19 protein-coding genes are annotated in these 19,125 nt (G+C 26.9%); 10 read left to right on the forward strand and 9 right to left on the reverse strand.

Annotated elements, in window-relative coordinates; translation table 11 throughout:
• The first annotated feature begins 61 nt into the window (after window positions 1-61).
• Entirely contained in the window at window positions 62-703 is a 642-nt protein-coding gene (locus ACH5BK_RS02595; protein ID WP_404304245.1) for a thioredoxin domain-containing protein, read from the forward strand.
• A gap of 48 nt (window positions 704-751) precedes the next feature.
• Here ACH5BK_RS02595 and ACH5BK_RS02600 read toward each other — a convergent pair whose 3' ends face one another.
• The 3 genes from ACH5BK_RS02600 to ACH5BK_RS02610 form a co-directional block, all read right to left on the reverse strand.
• Window positions 752-1,639, reverse strand: a complete 888-nt coding sequence (locus tag ACH5BK_RS02600) for a DMT family transporter (RefSeq protein ID WP_404304246.1) — start codon at window positions 1,637-1,639, stop codon at window positions 752-754.
• A 68-nt stretch (window positions 1,640-1,707) separates the two neighbouring features.
• A complete protein-coding gene (locus ACH5BK_RS02605; RefSeq protein WP_404304247.1) occupies window positions 1,708-2,571 on the reverse strand; it encodes a hypothetical protein in 864 nt (287 codons plus the stop codon).
• Between the two features lie 26 nt (window positions 2,572-2,597).
• A complete protein-coding gene (locus ACH5BK_RS02610) occupies window positions 2,598-4,025 on the reverse strand; it encodes a Do family serine endopeptidase (RefSeq protein ID WP_404304248.1) in 1,428 nt (475 codons plus the stop codon).
• A gap of 294 nt (window positions 4,026-4,319) precedes the next feature.
• On the opposite strand from ACH5BK_RS02610, the gene glmS reads away from it, so the two are divergent.
• From glmS to ACH5BK_RS02635, 5 genes are all read left to right on the forward strand, one after another.
• Complete coding sequence (gene glmS, locus ACH5BK_RS02615) at window positions 4,320-4,730, forward strand: methylaspartate mutase subunit S (RefSeq protein ID WP_404304249.1); 411 nt, start codon at window positions 4,320-4,322, stop codon at window positions 4,728-4,730.
• Window positions 4,730-6,094, forward strand: coding sequence for a methylaspartate mutase (locus ACH5BK_RS02620; RefSeq protein WP_404304250.1), 1,365 nt, complete (start codon window positions 4,730-4,732; stop codon window positions 6,092-6,094). The genes glmS and ACH5BK_RS02620 overlap by 1 nt, the downstream gene beginning before the upstream one ends.
• Window positions 6,091-7,293, forward strand: a complete 1,203-nt coding sequence (locus ACH5BK_RS02625) for a glutamate mutase L (protein ID WP_404304251.1) — start codon at window positions 6,091-6,093, stop codon at window positions 7,291-7,293. The genes ACH5BK_RS02620 and ACH5BK_RS02625 overlap by 4 nt, the downstream gene beginning before the upstream one ends.
• Window positions 7,294-7,305: 12 nt before the next feature.
• Entirely contained in the window at window positions 7,306-8,877 is a 1,572-nt protein-coding gene (locus tag ACH5BK_RS02630) for an AMP-binding protein (RefSeq protein WP_404304252.1), read from the forward strand.
• Window positions 8,878-8,998: 121 nt separating this feature from the next.
• Window positions 8,999-9,277: a c-type cytochrome gene (locus ACH5BK_RS02635; protein WP_404304253.1), complete on the forward strand. Its 279-nt coding sequence runs from the start codon at window positions 8,999-9,001 to the stop codon at window positions 9,275-9,277.
• A 71-nt stretch (window positions 9,278-9,348) separates the two neighbouring features.
• Here the strand turns inward: ACH5BK_RS02635 and ACH5BK_RS02640 are convergent, their stop codons facing one another.
• Window positions 9,349-9,519 (reverse strand): hypothetical protein, encoded by a 171-nt coding sequence (locus ACH5BK_RS02640; protein WP_404304254.1) that lies wholly within the window; start codon window positions 9,517-9,519, stop codon window positions 9,349-9,351.
• A complete protein-coding gene (locus tag ACH5BK_RS02645; protein WP_404304255.1) occupies window positions 9,516-10,355 on the reverse strand; it encodes a GGDEF domain-containing protein in 840 nt (279 codons plus the stop codon). The genes ACH5BK_RS02640 and ACH5BK_RS02645 overlap by 4 nt, the downstream gene beginning before the upstream one ends.
• Before the next feature lie 151 nt (window positions 10,356-10,506).
• Between ACH5BK_RS02645 and ACH5BK_RS02650 the strand changes: the two genes are divergently transcribed.
• Window positions 10,507-11,667: a TsoY family (seleno)protein gene (locus ACH5BK_RS02650; RefSeq protein ID WP_404304256.1), complete on the forward strand. Its 1,161-nt coding sequence runs from the start codon at window positions 10,507-10,509 to the stop codon at window positions 11,665-11,667.
• A gap of 120 nt (window positions 11,668-11,787) precedes the next feature.
• Window positions 11,788-13,059: an SH3 domain-containing protein gene (locus ACH5BK_RS02655; protein ID WP_404304257.1), complete on the forward strand. Its 1,272-nt coding sequence runs from the start codon at window positions 11,788-11,790 to the stop codon at window positions 13,057-13,059.
• Here the strand turns inward: ACH5BK_RS02655 and ACH5BK_RS02660 are convergent.
• Genes ACH5BK_RS02660 through rsmH form a run of 4 tightly spaced genes read right to left on the reverse strand, consistent with a single transcriptional unit; the run spans window position 13,054 to window position 18,033 of the window.
• Window positions 13,054-13,809 carry a hypothetical protein gene (locus ACH5BK_RS02660; protein ID WP_404304258.1) on the reverse strand — a complete coding sequence of 252 codons (756 nt, stop codon included), beginning with the start codon at window positions 13,807-13,809 and terminating at the stop codon, window positions 13,054-13,056. The two genes, ACH5BK_RS02655 and ACH5BK_RS02660, sit on opposite strands and share 6 nt — an antisense overlap.
• Window positions 13,799-16,888, reverse strand: coding sequence for an efflux RND transporter permease subunit (locus tag ACH5BK_RS02665; RefSeq protein WP_404304259.1), 3,090 nt, complete (start codon window positions 16,886-16,888; stop codon window positions 13,799-13,801). The genes ACH5BK_RS02660 and ACH5BK_RS02665 overlap by 11 nt, the downstream gene beginning before the upstream one ends.
• Window positions 16,878-17,138 (reverse strand): hypothetical protein, encoded by a 261-nt coding sequence (locus tag ACH5BK_RS02670; protein ID WP_404304260.1) that lies wholly within the window; start codon window positions 17,136-17,138, stop codon window positions 16,878-16,880. The genes ACH5BK_RS02665 and ACH5BK_RS02670 overlap by 11 nt, the downstream gene beginning before the upstream one ends.
• Complete coding sequence (rsmH, locus tag ACH5BK_RS02675; protein WP_404304261.1) at window positions 17,131-18,033, reverse strand: 16S rRNA (cytosine(1402)-N(4))-methyltransferase RsmH; 903 nt, start codon at window positions 18,031-18,033, stop codon at window positions 17,131-17,133. Before rsmH ends, ACH5BK_RS02670 begins: the two co-directional genes overlap by 8 nt.
• A 61-nt stretch (window positions 18,034-18,094) precedes the next feature.
• Between rsmH and ACH5BK_RS02680 the strand changes: the two genes are divergently transcribed.
• Complete coding sequence (locus tag ACH5BK_RS02680) at window positions 18,095-18,673, forward strand: class II aldolase and adducin N-terminal domain-containing protein (RefSeq protein ID WP_404304262.1); 579 nt, start codon at window positions 18,095-18,097, stop codon at window positions 18,671-18,673.
• A gap of 120 nt (window positions 18,674-18,793) precedes the next feature.
• A complete protein-coding gene (locus ACH5BK_RS02685) occupies window positions 18,794-19,069 on the forward strand; it encodes an HU family DNA-binding protein (RefSeq protein WP_404304263.1) in 276 nt (91 codons plus the stop codon).
• Window positions 19,070-19,125: the final 56 nt, after the last annotated feature.

The raw sequence follows: 19,125 nt of genomic DNA on the forward strand, positions 1-19,125 counted from the left end.
ATTTTATTTTTTGTTAATCATGCTATGATAAAATTTTAAAGAATTAAAATAAAGGTAAAAAATGCAAAACAAAAAAGTGGTAATTATTTTAGTTGTTGCACTTTTAGCAATATTTTTTGTTTCTGGATATGTTTATAAAAATATGCAAGACCAAAAAGAGTTGTCAAAAGTTCAAAACAACTATTCTGCGCTAGTGAGAGAGCACTCTTATATTGATGGAAATAAAGACGCAAAAGTTGAACTTGTAGAATTCTTTGACCCTGCTTGTGGAACTTGTGCACTATTTCATCCTTATGTAAAAGAAATGAAAAAACAAAATGAAGGCAATATCAAAATTGTATATAGATATGCAGCTTTTCATAAAGGTTCAGACAAAGTTGTAAAACTATTAGAAGCTGCAAAAGCTCAAGGTAAATTCAATGAGTTTTTAGAGTTACTATTTATTACTCAAAAATATTGGGTAAAACACCACGAAGTTCAATACAATATAGTTTGGAAAATTGCAGAAAGATCAAATCTACTTGATATGGCAAAAGTGCAAGAGTTTATAAAAGATCCTAAACTTGATGAAATAATCAAACAAGACTTAGCTGATGCAAAAACTTTAGGAGCAAATAAAACTCCATCATTTTTTGTAAACTCAAAGCCTTTAAAAGATTTTGGATTAGAACAATTAATAGAGCTAGTTAATTCAGAACTTTAATATTTTAAAACAAAGAGTGTTTTTTAAACTCTTTGTTTTTTAATGTACTCAATTCTTTATTTTAAATTGTAAAATTAATGTTGCTATCAATGAAATAGTAATTGCTATTATTACAGGGAAAGAAAGAGTAACTTCATCTACAAAATACACAAAAACAGCAATAATTGCAGGTGTCAAATAGATATAAGACATAACACTTTTAGGACCTAATATAATAGTAGCTTTTTGATATAAATATAAAGTAATAATTGTAGTTGCGATAACCAAATAAGCCATATAAAAAATCATTTCATCTTTTACTAATCCCCAATTCAAAGGTTCATTTATAAAAGCTAAAATTATAGCCATCCATAATGCACCCCCAAGTAAAGTACAAAAAACTAATAAAATTGGATCATCTTGTTTATATAAAGTTTTCATAGTAATAGAGTAAAAAGTCATAAATAAAATACCAACTAAATATATCAAGTCTCCATTATTTAAACTCAAAGATAAAAACAAAGAAAGATCAGCTTTAAATACAACTCCTAAAGTTCCTACTATTCCTATTAGATATACAATCCATTGAAATAAAGTAATTTTGTCTTTAAAAATAAAAATACAAAATATAGCTGTAACTAAAGGTACTAAAGTATACAAAGCCCCTGTATTTAATGCTGTTGTTGTCTCTAAAGCAACAAACATTAAAACAAAATACCCTGCATAAAAAAAACTAATTACCATAGCTCTTGGCATAGTAGATAGTATCTTATCTCTATATCTTTTTTTTATAAAAATCAATGGTGCTAAAATTATTGCTGATGCAAAGAACCTTAATAAAATAAGAGAAAAAGGACTAATTAATCCTGCAAGTTTTTGAGTAACGATAAAAGAGCCTGCGACCAAAATAGTTGCTATCATTACAAAAATATGCGCTTTTAAATGTAAAGTATTCAAAATATACCTTTTATTTGTTTGCAGGAATAATAGTCAAAAAAACTACAGATAAAATTAAAATTTAATTTTTAATTACTCTTTTTATTCAAATACTTATTATATTGGCTCATAGAAATAAGTAAAAATCCTATCCCAAATAATAAATATATAGCATATAAAATATCTTTATAATCACTTATGGCTATTTTAAATACCATCATCAAAGATTCAATTGCTAATGCAATAATTATAGAAATTAAAAACTTTATCAATAAAGAATTACTTCCATGTGCTTCATTTGTATGATTTTTAAAAATAACCTCATGATCCAGTAGATTTTTGGCTAAATCAAAAATTGCCAACCCTAAAGTTAAACCAATTGTAGATTTGAAAATAGATTGAAATATATTATCAGCTATTCCAAATATATGACTTGCGAAATCATAAATAGAATAAAAAATCAATATCAAAGAAAATAGTGTTAAACTAATTCCAATAATTGCATAAACAACTTGTACTATATTTACAAAAAGTTTAGTTTTTATATCAGTATTACTATACTCATTTAATAATTTAAAAAAGTCAAAATCCATGGCAATAAGTCTATCTTCAACTTTTTTAACAAAAGTAACGATATATTTATTAGTTTTATCTGACACGTAAGGTGAACTTATAAAATACTCTTTATTCTTTAAATTAGTATTTGACTTTAATGTATTTTTTATTTTATTAACTATAAACTCTCCATTTTTATCATTTCTATTAAAAATTGGCGATAATTGAATAAAGTTTTCATCTACAGCATATATAGTTTCTAAGGCATCAAAATATAAAAAGGCTTCATAAAGCTGTTCACTTTTTAAATCTTTTAAATTAGCAAGTTTTATTTTGCTTAATAATTTTTCTAAAATTTCAATTTTATTTTTTTGAAATATTGAAATAAACTCTTTCACCTTTAATTCTTCTAATAGTGACCATTTTATAAAACAGTCACTATTATTCCTCCTCTTCTATAAATATAAAATCTTTTTTTACCAAAGCCTTTTAATGCCATTTCTTTAAAACTTTCAATATCCTTTACTTCTTTATTCTCTACTTGTATGATAATATCACCTGCTAAAATACCTGCTTCATAAGAATTACTTTTATCCTCTACTTTATTAACATAAACACCTTTAATATTTTGAGAAATACCTAACTGTCTTTTTAGTTGACTTGTTAAAGTTTCTATTTTCATTCCTTTATACTCATAGCCATATCCTGTTGAATTAAAAGTTCTATCTTTTATACTTTTTAATCTAACAGTTCCTTCTTTAAGTTTTTTATCTCTTATATATTTAATAGTAACTTGTGTTTTAGGTGTCATAGTTCCAATAATATTTCTAAGTGAAGAAGAAGATTTAACTTCTTTATCATTAACACTTACTATTAAATCCCCTCTTTTTAATCCTAACTTATCAGCAGCAGTTCCACTTTCTACACTTGTAACAATTGCTCCATTTTTTCTACCATAAAAGCTTATTAAATCTTCACTTATATCACTAATTCTAACTCCTAAATATGCCCTTGTAAATTCTCCATCATTTATTATAGCTTTTGTGATATTTTTCACCATATTAGAAGGAATAGCAAAACCAATACCTACGTTACCACCATTTTTACTTACTATTGCACTATTAATTCCAATAAGATAACCAGCTGAGTTAACTAAAGCCCCTCCTGAGTTACCTGGATTTATGGGAGCATCTGTTTGTATAAAATCTTCATATTCAACTATCCCTACAGAAGATCTTCCCGTTGCTGAAACCATTCCTTGAGTTATTGTTTGCCCTACACCAAAAGGATTACCTAAAGCAAATACAATATCTCCAATTTTTACTTTATCAGAATCATAAAATTTAATTGCATTTAAGTTTTTTGCATCGATTTTTATTACAGCTAAATCACTTTTAGGGTCACTTCCAATAACTTTTGCATCATACTCTTTTTTGCTTTCTTGAATTGATACTTTTATCTCATCTGCACCATCTATAACATGATGATTTGTGATAATATATCCATCTTTAGTTACTATAACACCTGAACCAAGAGAACTTTGAACTCTTTCTTTTGGGAAAAATAAATTAGGCCCATCAAAACCTCTAAAAAAGTTATCGAAAAAAGGATCTCCAAAAAAAGGATTAGCATAAGAACCTAATTTCACTCTTTTTTTAGTAGATATATTTACAACTGATGTTTTTAAGTTTTTAAGTACATTATTATAAGATAGTACTACTTCTTTATTAGTGGGGAATTTTCGTTCTAATTGATTTTCATTAGTTAAAAATTCAACATCTTTATCAAAGAAACCTGCATTTAAAATAGTACTTAAAAGTACTACTAGCATTAAATTAATTTTTAGTTTCATAATACACCTTCCTTTTAATCTAATTTAATCAAATAAAGTAAAGTTTTTTACGTCTTCTAATAATCAATTTTAATCATAATTTATGATATTATTTTAATAATTTGAAACTTAAAAAAAAATAAAATCACTATAAATAAACTATTATTTATAACTAATATGAAACTTTTTAGAAATAAAAGAGCCACTTATTTATTAAGTCTATTTATATATAAATACTAATAAAAATGTAACCACTTTTTAGATAAGATATTCACCTTTTTAAAGAAATAAAACTATAAAAAATAGGCACACAATATGAAAGTAGTAACTGGCGTAGTGGGAAATGATATCCACGTTGTAGCAAATAGATTAATTGATCTTTCACTTCAAGCAAGAGGCTTTGAAGTATTTAATTTAGGCGTTAATACATATTTAGAAGAATTTGTTGATGCAGTAATTGAAACAAATGCAGATATATTATTAATTTCATCCTTAAATGGTGAAGCTGAGGGTTGGGCAAGAGAACTTAAAATTTTAAAGTCTCAATACGGTAATTTATTAGATGGTGTAGTATTTATGATTGGTGGTAACTTAGTAGTAGGAACAGGAAGTGCAGATGATATTGTTCCTAGATTTAAAAACTATGGCTTTGATTTAGTATTTCATCAAGTAGATTTAAATACGGGATTAGATGAGTTAGAAAAATTCATGAAGGAAAGAAACTAATGAGTTTATTACAAGAAGAAAGAAATATTATATTAAATAATGAACATGTAGATAACTTTGATTTTGCAGAAGTTGAAGAGTTTGTAAAAAATGCTTCAAAAGATCTTTTTATCTCTCATAACTTCAAAACAAAAAATAAAATGCTTGTACAACCAAGAGGAGGATTTCCTACGTATGACAAGATGTTTGCTCTATATGAGTTTTTTAATAAAGCAAATGTTGATGTTCTTCCATGTACGATTGATTCAAATACAAGATTAAATGACTATGCAACTGCTAAAAAAATGCTAAGACTTAGTGAAGAAAATGAAGTAGATATGTTAAATGGTTATCCATTAGTAACACATGGATATAGAACATCAAGAAAAATGATGACTCATTTTAATAAACCTATTTCATTAAGACATGGAACTCCTGATGCAAGACTTTTAATTGAAACAGCTATTGCATCTGGTATTTTTGAAATTGAAGGAGGCCCTATTACGTACCTTCTTCCTTACTCTAAAAACTTCCCACTTGATAAGGCATTTTTATATTGGAAATATGTAGAAAGAGTTTGTGCTAAATACTCAACTTTAAATGAACCTATAAATAGAGAATCTTTTGGACCTTTAACTGCTACTTTAGTACCGCCTTGTATTACTATTGTAATTCAATTATTAGAGATGTTATTATCACTCGAAGAAGGAGTTAAATCATTCTCTGTTTCTTTCTCTCAAACTGGTTCTATGAATCAAGATATTGTAATGGGTGCAGTTATCAAAAAACTAGCACGTCATTATGCAAATGAGATTAACTGTAGTGATGCTGATATTCATTTAGTTTATCATCAATGGATGGGTGCGTTCCCTATGGACTCAAACTATGCGTCTGAACTTATTTCTATGAGTACTGTTATTGCTGCAATGGTTGGAGCAAATAAGCTTATTACAAAAACAAATCAAGAAGCCTCTGGTATTCCTACAAAAGAAGCAAATGCTGAAACAGTAGCAAATACACAATATCTTCTTAGAATTTTAAATGGTCTTCCAAATGTAGTAGATCAAGAAGAGGAAGAAAACCTAACAGCAGAAGTTATGGCTATTATGGAAGCTGTATTTAATGACCCTGCTGATACTTTATGGAGAAAAGTATTTAACTCTATTAAAAATGGAACAATTGATGTACCATTCTCTCCTCATATAATCAATAATAATGAAATGATTACAATTAGAGATAAAAATAAAAATATTAGAATTATCAAAAGAGGAAAAGTTCCAATTCCAGATAAATGTTTTGAGTATGAAAAAGCTCAATGTGACTTAAAAAAAGATACTACTTCCATAGTAAATGATATTATCCATGATATAGGAATTATGCAATGAGCCAAGTAAAGCAAAATACAAATAACAAACTTTTAATCGATGTAGGAAGTACTTATTTTAAACTAAGTACTTCCAAAGGTGTGGAGCAACACTTTAGAGATTTTAATAAAGATATTTATGATGACTTAACTTATAAATGTGGGGAAACTATAAATAGCTATAAAAAAGAAGATGTGTATATCTGTTCTTCTGCAAATGGAGGTCTTACAACTCTTATTATAGGTATTACTAACTCTTTTTCTCTAAAATATGCCACAAATATCGCTTTTAATTCTGGTATTAATATCATTGAATCAATATTATATAGAGATATTGAAAAAACTTCTATTCCTAGTGATTTAATTGATGTAGTAATTATAGTTGGTGGAATAAATAGTGTATCAAATGTCTTTGATGAAAGACTTTTTAAATTCTTAGAAAATATAAACTACTCAAATGTAGTATATGTTGGAAATGAAAAGGATTCTTCTTTATTAAAACAAAATATAGAAAACTTAACTATTCTACCAAATATTATTACAAATAAACTTCATGTTGAAGAAGAACATCTAAAAGAGTATTTAACAAATCTTTATCAGGCTGATATTATGGGTAAAGAAGATATTAAACACTTATATGAAATTACATCAAATCAAATATATTCTACTCCTTTTATAGTAAATAAAACTCTTCCTTATATTGGTGGTAAATTTAAAGTTGCAGATCCTTATATCTTGATTGATATTGGAGGAGCAACTACTGATATTCACTACTCAAAAGACCTAGTAGATGAAAATATGGTAACTCAAAATGAATATGACAGACTTGTATTTAAAAAACTTGGAGTTTATAAATCAAAAGAATCACTAATTTTTGCAGCAAAAAATAATGAATTTGTATATGAGTTATTGGCACATTTAAAAGTTACAGAAAACATATTTGAAGATTCATCACAAAAAGCAACTACAATCTTAATGCAACTAGCAATTTTTTTAGTACTTTGTAAAGTTTCAACATATAGAAAAGCCTATATAAATTTAAAATTACTTGCTTTAAATTCAATTGTATTTACTGGTGGAATAACTAAGGTATTAAAGCCAGAAGATATTGAAGATATAGTATCATTTTTTTATCAAAAAATAATGAATTCTCAACATAATCCAAATATTGTACTAGATAGCAACTATGATATTTGGACGCTTGGCGTAAAAGAAAAATAATAAGGAAACAAAATGTCTATTAACAGTATTAGAACATTATTAGAAGATTCAGCAGTTTCACATCCTAGTAAAACTGCTATTGTTTTTAATAATAAAAGTATTACTTACGAAGAGTTATTTAAAAAAGTTAATCAAGTTGCCTTTTATTTAAAAGAATTAAATCTAAAAAAAGGTTCAAGAATAGGATTATATTCTAATAAAGGAATTGACCAAGTTATCGCTATTTTAGCTATTCTTTCTACTGATTATGTACTTGTGCCTTTAACAAGACTTTTAAAACCAGAACAAGTTGAATATATAATCAAAGATTGTGATATAAAATGTATTATCACAGATAGATTAAAACTTGAAAGTATTGAAGAAATCAACTTTGATGGGCATATCATTTCTTATGAAACTACACATAAAGAAATCCCATCTTTTGAAGAAATTTATAAATATTATAATAAACCTTTTTATCATGATGTAAATGGACATGAAAATGCGGTTATCACATATTCATTTGGACTTACAGGTCAACCAAAAGGTATTGTAATTTCTCATAGAAATTTAATAGATTCAGCAAGAGTTGTATCACAATATTTAGAGTTAAAAGAAGATGATGTTATATCTGGAACATTGATTTTTAATCTTGACTATGGATTAAATCAAATTTTTTGTTCACTTTACAAAAGAGCTACTCTAGCCTTACATAGATTTATTTTAGCTGGAGATTTTTATAATCACCTAATAAATGATAAAGTAACAGTAGTTCCTTTAATGCCTGTAACTATTTCAAATATGTTTGATGAAGATGAACATAGACTACCAAGTGCTGATTTACTTTCAAATGTAAGGGTACTTACATCATCAGGTGGGAATGTTACTGCTAAAATGTTAAAAGGTTTAGATAAACTTTTCCCTGACGCAAAATTTTACTCAATGCATGGTTTAACAGAAGCATTTAGATCAACATACTTAGATCCATCACAGATTTGGATTAGACCTGATTCAATTGGAAAACCAATTCCAGATGTTGAACTTTATGTAATAAACGAAGAAGGAAAAGAGTGTAAACCAAGAGAAGTTGGTGAACTAATTCATAGGGGCGGTTATATCTATAAAGGATACTGGAATGCTCCAATTGAAACTGCTCAAAGATTTAAATCTATTCAAATTTTAAAAGATGTGATAAATCTTGAAGGACAACTAACAGATGAAATTGTTGTAGCAACTGGAGATTATGTATATAAAGATGAAGAAGGTTATTTTTACTTTGTCTCAAGACATGATGATATGATAAAAACTAGAGGCTTTAGAGTAAGTCCTTATGAAATAGAATCAGTTGTAAAACAAAATTTACCACAAATTGAACAATGCGCAATTTTTTCTATTCCAAATGAAGAAATAGAAGAAGAAATTGTAATGGTTTATTCAAGTAGAAGTGAAATAGCACCAAAAGAGATAAGTTTTGAACTTAAAAAACATCTAGCTTCTTATATGATACCTTCAAAAATAATTTATAAAAAGTCTTTACCACTAGTACCTAGCGATAAAAATAAGATAAACAAAGAAGAATTAAAGAACTCTTTACTATCAAAATAATCAAAATATAGCTTTTTTGCTATATTTTCGATTTTTTTTCCACAATTATTGACTAAAATCAATTACTTCTAATACAAAATTTATTAGAATAAGTAATCATAAAATTGTAGAAGGATTAAATATGAAAAAATTAGTAGTAGTAGCATCTTTATTAACAGCATGTGTTGCATTTGCAAACCCTTATGCTAAATGTGTTGGTTGTCATGGTGCAAATGGAGAAAAAGCAGCATTAGGTAAATCTAAAATTATTAAAGATATGTCTAAAGCAGAATTTATTGCAGCAATGAAAGGTTACAAAGATGGATCTTACGGTGGACCAATGAAAGGTTTAATGAAAGGTCAAGTTTCTTCATTATCTGATGCAGATATCGAAGCTATAGCTAATAAAATAGCTAAGTAATCTTAAAACTAGAGTTTAACTCTAGTTTAACTATTTATAGACCTAGAACCTTAAATATTCAATAAAATATTTTATGTTTCTAGTTTCTTCAAAACTTTATTACAAATTCTTGCAATCTCTTCTTTTTCATTTTCTGTAAGCGCAATTGTACACTCCATACTTTTGAAAATACATGAGGTTTGCTCTTTCACTGTTTTTCCACCAACTGCTATTTTGTTCTTTATGATTAATTCAACTTTCAAATAAAAACAATAGTATCTCTACCTCTGTTTTTTGCTTTATATACAGCTTCATCAGCTTTTTGAAGTAATAAATCTTTATCTTTTAAATCATCATAAAAAGCAACTCCCATACTAAGAGTAAGAGATATATCTTTATTTTTATGATAAACTCTTTGTGATTTTACATCAACTCTTAAGTCTTCCACTTTTTTTACAATCTGTTCTTTAGGTAAAAAACATAATATCACAAACTCTTCTCCTCCATATCTATAAACTTCTCCATTTAAATAGATTGCATGAATTTGAAGTTTATTTGCTAAATATTGTAGGACTCTATCACCTGTATCATGACCAAAATTATCATTGATACCTTTAAATCTATCTGCATCAATAAAAATAGCACATAATAAATTTGAGTTATTTTGATTTACAAATTTATCTAAATCTTCTTGCATTTTTTTTCTGTTATAAACTTGAGTTAAATGATCTCTATTCATTTTATCTTCTAAAAGCTCTTTTTCTTTTAAGAGTTGTTCTATTAATGTATCTTTATAATCTTCTTCTATTTGAGTGTTTTTTTGCTCTATAACTTTTCCTAAAGTAAACTCAAATCTATCAAATGAACTTGAATAATCTATTTTCTTACATTCAACTACTAACTGAGGCTTATCATCACCTAAACCATTTGTTATTGTTAGTTTATCAAACTGTTTTATAGAATATGTTATTTTATCATCAATTATTTTAGGTTCAAGTAGTTCTTTTTTCCAATACTTTGAACTTTCTTTTATAAGCAAAGAAGTTTTTTTTAATAAAATATCTTCAAATAAACTTTTAGAAACAGAAATTTTATACATAAACCTACCCTATTTTTAGTAAAGAACTATATCAATAAATCCCTTAGTAAGCCATATTAAAAAGTATTATAAGTATTATTTATATACTATTCATAAGATTTTAATATAATTTTAACTAATATTATAAAACAATTTATTATAAGGAAAACAAATGAAACTAAGAGAAAAATTCACACCAATGTGTTTTTTATCTGCACTAGGAGCAGGAGGATTATCTGTATCATTTTTTATGTATTTAATGTTTCTAGTACCACATGAAGGTGTCCCTATGGCAACCTTTGATTTTATTATGCCTAAACTTTTAGAAGGAACGTGGCTATCTTTTGTAATTGCATTCTCATTAGTATTTATATTAGTATTTGCATATTTTCACTTTAAACTTTTAATTTGGAATACAAAACAATTTAATCTTTTTAAAAAAACTGATAAATATAAAGATTTAGTAAATTCAAATTCTGAAATAACTTTAATGACTATGCCATTAACTTATGCTATGACTATCAATGTATGCTTTGTTTTAGGTGCTGTTTTTGTTCCAAATTTATGGAGTATAGTTGAATATATGTTCCCATTTGCATTACTTGGCTTTGCTATTGCTGGGTATTTTGGTCTTAAAATATTTATGAACTATTTTTCAAGACTTTTAATCAAAGGTGATTTTGACTTTACAAAAAATAATAATCTTTCACAAATGATTTCAATTTTTGCTTTTGCTATGATAGCTGTAGGTTTTGCAGCACCTGGTGCTATGAGTCATAATATAACTATAAATGCTATTGGTATTTTTGCAGCTATATTTTTTGCTTCTGTGAGTATTTTACTACTTATTATTAAACTTACTATGGGTTTTAAAAATATGTTTGAACATGGAATTTCAATAGAAGCTAGCCCTTCTTTATGGATTATCCTACCTATTTTAACGCTTTTAGGAATTACTGCTATTAGAGTTACTTTTGGTTTACACCATAACTTTGAAACAGTTCTAACAAAATCATCATTATTTACTCTTACAGCAACGATTGTTTCATTACAAATCATTTTTGGTTTATTAGGATATAAAGTAATGAAACAACTTGGATATTTTGAGAAATATGTACATGGAAATGAAAAATCACCTGTATCTTTCGCACTTATTTGTCCAGGCGTTGCATTTTTTGTATTTGGTATGTTCTTTGTAAATTTTGGATTAACATTTAATACTGTTATTGCTAAATACTCTCTTGCATACTTTTTATTAATGCTTCCATTTATTTATATTCAAATAAAAACAATTGTTTATTTCTTCAAATTAAAAACAAAATTTGAATTTTAAAAAGAGGTTTAAAACCTCTTTTTAACTCTATATTTTTTAAAACTAATTCATATTTTAACTTATCTTACAATCTTATTTTAATACAATCCATTTATACAAATATAATAAAAGGACTATCAATTGAATAAAATTATATTAAACTATATTTTAGTAATTTTTATAACTATATTTTTTTCAGCTTGTGCAAGTAAAGATATTAAAAAAATTGAATTATCCCAAATAAATATTAATGAAAAACTTGCAGATGATAACTTTATGAACCAAGAATATGAAGCTCATAAACTATTAGAAAAACATTTTTCACCCTGGAAACAAACAGAAGTTTCATACTCTTACCTTGAGGCAATATGGGGATTAAACTATAAACTTAGGGAGGTTTATTTAGAGAACTATAGAAAAGCTTCTTTATCTTGGTTTGAAAAGCAAGAAATAAATGCAAACTTTGAAAACTATAATACCTTAAAGAAAAAAGCAATTACACTAAAAAATACAAATGTAAGAGTTTTACCTACAAATCAACCTATGTTTTTCAAACCAACAAAACCAGGAGAAGGATTTCCTTTTGACTATAACCAAAACTCACTACTTAAAATAAACTCACCTATTATAGTCTCACACTTATCAAAAGATAAGGCTTGGGCCTATGCTCAAGCTTCTAGCTTTGGTGGTTGGATTAGCACAAAAGATATTGCTTTTGTAGATAAAGATTTTACAAATGAGTTTCAAACAAATGATTATTTTATAGCAACAAAAGAAAAATTCCCTTTATATGAAAATGGTTTTAGAGAATATATAAAAGTAGGTACAATTTTTCCTAAAAAAGATGATAAATATATAGTAGCAAAAAAAGTTCAAAACCAAAAAGCAAAGATTTCTTTGATTGATATAAAAAATGAAGAAGTATCAGCCTTTCCAATAAAATACAACACAAAAAATAGAATCAAAATAGCAAAACAACTTCTAAATGAACCTTATGGATGGGGTGGAGTACTGAACAATAGAGATTGTTCTTCTTTTACTAAAGATTTTTTTGCGCCTTTTGGTAAGTATTTAAAAAGAAATTCAAAGGGTCAAACAAAAAATGGCCTTTATAAAGATATGTCAAAACTATCAAATGAACAGAAAAAACTATTCTTAATGAAACATGGAGTGCCTTTCTCAACTTTAGTATATTTAAAAGGTCATATTATGCTTTATGTAGGTATCAAAGACAATGAACCACTTGTAATGCACAATGTTTGGAGTGTAAAACTAAAAGATTCAAATGGCAATGAATACAGACATATCATCGGGAAAGCCACTATAACACCTCTTGATATGGGTAGAGAACTAAAAAACTTTGATGAAGATAAAAGTATTTTGAAAAAAATTCAAGGTTTAGTAATTCTATAAAAACAATTTCCAATGAACACTAAAAGAGTTTTCAAACTCTTTTAGCTTCTTTTCTAAAAATAAAATTATTCTTTCATCACTACATAAAAAGAAAAATACCCTTGGAGAGTATGGTTTATGTTTTATAGCAAACACTTTTCTATACTCTTTTTCAAACTTTGATTTTAAAATCTCTATTTGTTTATCATGGCTCATAGTTCTGTTTAAATGATGGTATATTATTAAACACTTACAGTTTTTGTATAAGTGTTTAATCTCTTCATCAAATATATATTTTCCTGCTTTACTTTTTGTTTTAAAGTCTTCAAAACTTTGAACTTTTATATCTTTTAGTTCATCTTTTTTGATGAGTTTTGTAGCTACTCCATTATCTGGATCAACTGCAATAAAATCACTATTTTCACTAAACTCTAAGGCTTTTTGAAACCAAGCTTTTCTATAAAGTAAATCATCTTTTGCATTTTCATTTACATATAAAGAAAAGTATTTTGTATTTTTTACAAGCTTTGCTTCTTCCAAAGCTTTTACACATCTGTTTGTTTGAGTAATTTCTAAAAGTTTTTCTTCAAGTTCATAATCAAACTCTTTTACTTTTTCAAAATAATTTATATATAGACCATCATTATTATGAGTTTCATCTGGATACATATACCAAATTTGAGAAAGATTATACTCTTGATTATTTAGTAAAAATCTAAGTAGGTGAAATTTTCCAAAATCACCTACATCACCGCTATATCTATTTTGCATTTCTTAAATATATAAGCCTATAAACCATAGGTACATAATAAAGATTAAGAACAGTAGCCCATAAAATACCAAAACCTAAAGCAACTGCCATTGGTTGAAGGATTAAAGCTTGTCCAGAAGCAAAGAAAATAAGACTACTTAATCCTAAGATTGTAGTAACAGAAGTTAATAAAATAGGTCTTAATCTCATTTTTGCATAATGCTCTAATTCTGGTAAGTTTTTAGCTTTTTTAATGAAGTCCATCATAATAATCCCATCATTTACAATAACTCCTGCAAGCCCTACCATACCAATCATACTTGGCATTGTAAGATTTATATCCATTACAACATGCCCTATTAAAACTCCAAGCATTGATAAAGGAATAGTACTTATAATAATAAAAGGTTTTATAATTGAATCAAACATCCAAACAAGAGCTATAAAAATCAAAATTACAGCTATTAAAGCTGCCTGCCCCATCTCTTTTTGAACTTTCTCGTTTTCTTGTTGTTCACCTTTTATTTCAAGTTTAACTTGTTTTTTTAAAACTTCTAACTCACCTTTTAGCTTTTCAAATACCTCTGCTGATGTAATGTTATCAAGTGAAGCTGTTACACTTATAATTTGAGCATTATTCTCTTTAAAGATTTGAGAATAAGCTGGTATTTTTATAAACTCTACAACTTCTTTTAAAAGTACTTTTTGATTTGAAGGAGTTGTTACTTCAAAACTATCTAAACTACTTAGAACATCTTTAGAATTACTTTGAAATACAATCTCTACTATTCCTTGTTCATCAAACATTTTTGAGTAACTACCTTTAAAATAAAAAGGTCTTAACTCATTTAAAATAGTTTGTTCAGTAATTCCTAACTTATTTCCATAAGAGTTTACTTTTAATTTAAGCTCATAATTTCCAGTAAGAGCATCATCAGCTATGTTAGAAACTCCTTTAATACTACCAAGACTTGATTTTAATGATTCAACAGCCTTAATTACTTTTTCATTTTCACCTGATACTGCTATTTCCACATCATTTTTAACAATTCCAGCTTGAGGTACAAATACTTTTAACTCATCAAATCTACTTGAACTAATATCATCTTTTAAAACCTCTTGTAGCTGTTTTACTACAGTTTGAGCATCAATAGTTCTTATCATATTTGTATCATCATATTTTGGAGAAAGATAAGGATTTATATACTTTTCAAATACATTTACAGGAGCTCTTTCATTTAAGTTTATAAAAATATGAAAATAAAACTCTTCATTATGTGGTTGGTTTTTTCCATCTAACTTCATTCCTGTAACAGAAGTTACAGAACTTAAAGTTTTATCCATATCCATACTTTCAAGTATTTTTCTCTCTAAAGCATAAACTTCTTTTTCTGTTTGTTCTATTTTTTTACCAACTCCAACAGATCCAGTTATATAAACTTGAGTTGAATCAAAGGCTGGCATAAACTCAAACTTTTGAGTTTTAAATATAAAAATTGTTCCAAAAATTATAGAACCTACTAATACAAATAAAGCTATAAATCTACCTCTTAATAAAAAGTCTAAGATATTTCCATAAAGTCTATAGTTAAAATCCCAAACCTTGTGAGATTTTCTTTCATCTTTACTTACTTTTAAAAGCTCTTTTGCATGAAGTGGTAAAAAGAAAAAGGCTTCAACAAGGGAGCTTATAAGTAAAATAGTAATCATTATAGGAAGTATTTGCATAAACTTCCCTACTTCACCTGTCATTAGAAGTATTGGTAAAAATGCAAAAACAGTAGTAGCTGTTGCTGTTAAAACAGCTGGATACATCTCAATAGCACCATCTTTTGCAGCTGTAAATCTATCTTTACCCATTTCTAAATGTCTGTAAATATTCTCACCAACTACAATAGCCTCATCTACAAGCATACCAAGAGCAATCAAAGCACCTAAAAGTGAAAGCATATTTAAACTATATCCTAAATAATCAGCTGATATAAGTCCTATCATAAATGAAGTTGGAATACCAATAGCAATAACTAAAGCAATTCTAATATTTATAAAGAAAAAAAGTGCAATAAATAGTAAACATAGACCAAATAAGATGTTTGAAACTACTGTATTAAGTCTATTTTTAATCCAAATAGAAGTATCTATATAAGTGTCAAAATCAAGATTTTCATATCTTTTCTCGTAAGCTTTTGTAATTTCTTTGATTTGTTTTACAAGCTCAATTGAGTCACCTTCAAAACCTTTATTAATACTAATAGCAATATTCTCATTTGCATTATAGTGAGAAATATTTGCTACATCAGCAAGTGTAAACTTAATAGTTGCTATATCTTTTAAATATACTCTTTTATTATCTACTTTTAAAATAGTATTTCTTATAGAATCAATATCTTTTGAGCCATTAAATGTTGATAAATAGTAATGTCTACTACTATCTTTTATAATTCCTACAGGAAAAATAGTACTTATTCCTTGAACAGCATTTATTACAGATATTTTATTTAAACCATAAGCTTCTATTTTCTCATCGTTAAAAGTAATCAATAACTCTTTATCACTTTTTCCTAGTACTGTAACTTCTGATAAATCTTTTAATTTCATAATTTCTGATTTCACATCTTCGGCTACATCAATTAAATACTCTTTTGAAGCTTTTTTATCCTTTGAGTAAACAGCAACTGTGATAAGAGGAAAAGCGTGTTCCATAGTCTTTACTGTTGGTTCATCCATATCACTTGGAAGGTTTGGTTTTACCTTAGCAACTATATCTTTTACATCATTTACTACATCTTCTGGTTTTTCACCATCTTTTAAATCTACTTTTATATTAAAAAAACCATTTTTAATTGTAGATGATATTTTACTTGCAGCACTTAATCCTAAGAGTTCATCTTCAATATCACTTACAGCTATTTTATCAAGTAATTCAGAACTAGCTCCAACATAAGAGCCACTAATAGAAACTGCTTCTAAAGCAGATGGTGGAAATATCTCTTTTGGTATTTTAAAATAAGCAAATACAGCTAACAAAAATACAAAAAGTAATAAAAGGTGATTAAGAATGGGTTTTCTTAATGAAAAGTCTATAATACTATTTATCATTTTCTAACTTTAAGGGATTAAAAAGTAGTGAATCAATAATTTGATTTTTAAACTTCATATCTTCTAATTGTTGAGATAAAAACCTATTTTCTTCTTGAAGTGAAATATAATGTGCATAAAGCTTATTAACATCTTTACTTACATAATATATATTATTTCGTAAGTATATTTTAGGGAAATATACTACTACTGCAAAAATTAATATGGTAAATACAATAATCAAAGAATTTGTAGCATTAAGTTTAATCAAATTTAAAAATCCTTAGTTTAGAACTTCTACTTCTTGGGTTTTGCTTTATTTCTTCTTTTGTAGGAATAATAGGCTTTTTTGTAACTACTTTTCCTAAAGCATGATTGTTTCCACAAGTACATCTAAAAGCTTCAGGAGGACAAATACAAGATTTAGTCCATTTTTTAAAATAGTTTTTTACTATTCTATCTTCTAAAGAGTGAAAAGAAATAATAGCCACAGTACAATTTTTTGGTTTTGAAGCCTCTATTGAATCAAAAAGTCTAGTTAAAACTCCTAACTCATCATTTACTTCAATTCGAATACCTTGAAAAGGCAATGTTGCTGGATGAATTTTACCTTTGTGCATTTTTTTTGATAAAAACTGTGCAAGTTCTTTTGAAGATGAAAAAGGTCTATTATTTACTATCAAAGAAGCTACTTTTTTATACTCTCGCACTTCCCCATACTCTTTAAATACTCTTTCAAGTTCATTTTGAGAATATGTATTTACAACAGTTGAAGCATCTAATGCTTGCTCTTGATTCATTCTCATATCCAAAGTATCACTCTCAAAACCAAAACCTCTTTCAAGTTTATCAAGTTGCAGTGATGAAACTCCTATGTCAGCTAAAATACCTCTAATCTCATAATCTTTAAACTTTTCAAATACGTGCTCAAAGTTACCTTTATTAAAAGTAACCCTTGAACTAAACTCTTCAAGTCTTTTTTTACTAAAATCTAAAGCTTCATCATCTTGGTCATTACAAATAAGATTTACAGTGTCATTTTGAGATAGTAAACCAAAACTATGCCCACCAAAACCAGTGGTACAATCTATTATAAAACCCTCTTTTATATCATTAAAAGCTTCTAATGTTTCATTATATAAAACAGGAATATGTGGAATTTGCATTAAAACAGTCCTTATTAAAATTAATATATAATATCCAAAAATATATTTAAGGCTTTTTAAAATGATTGATAAAAATACTGTTAAGCTACTTAAGAATTTATCTTTAACAATGTTTAGAAAAAATTTCTTTGGTATTTATCATGGAGCAATCTCAGCAAAACTTGATCAAGAAAATTTTCTAATAAACACATCTGATGCTATTTTTGATGAAATGAATGATAAATCTTTTTGTGAATTAAATTTAAATAAGCCTGATTATAGATGGAATATCGCAAGTATTGAGTCTCATATTCATGCTTCTATTTATTCAAACATTCATGAAGCAAAATATATAGCTTTTGGAATGCCAATTTATACAACTGCATATACTTTTGAACATGATCATATATTCTTTGATGACTTTTTTGGAAAAACTGAATTTGGAGAAATCCCTATTTATGACCCAGGAGATTTTAATACTTGGTATGACAGAAATGCTTTAGAAATTACAAAGTATTTAAAAGAGAGTAATAACAACCTAATGGTTGTAAAAGGCGTTGGGACTTATGCTTATCATAGGGATATAAATGAACTTGTAAAGAAAATTGCCATACTAGAAAATTCTTGCCGTCTTTTAAGTATAAAGACATCTTTTGATTAAAAAAATCAAAAGAAGCTTGTTTTTTTAATTATTTTTCACTCAAAAGCCCTAGTTTTAGCTATTCTAAAGCTTAAATACTATAAAGTTTATGTAATTTAATTAAAAACAAGGAGTTCTTCTATGAACAAAGCAGAATTTATTGATGCAGTAGCAGCAAAAGCTGGTCTATCTAAAAAAGATGCAAAAGGTGCAGTTGACGCTGTATTAGATACAATCACTGAAACTTTAGTAAAAAGAGAATCTGTAAGTTTCATCGGATTTGGTACATTCTCAACTGCTGATAGAGCAGAAAGAACTGCTAAAGTTCCTGGTACTGACAAAACTGTTAAAGTTCCAGCTACTACTGTTGCAAAGTTCAAAGTTGGTAAAGCGTTAAAAGAAGCTGTAGCTAAATAATTTAAGTTTTCAACATTTAAAAAAAAGGGTTCATTTTGTGAATCCTTTTTTTTTAC

The sequence above is a fragment of the Arcobacter sp. YIC-80 genome, assembly GCF_044841725.1.
Taxonomy (GTDB): Bacteria; Campylobacterota; Campylobacteria; order Campylobacterales; family Arcobacteraceae; genus Arcobacter_B.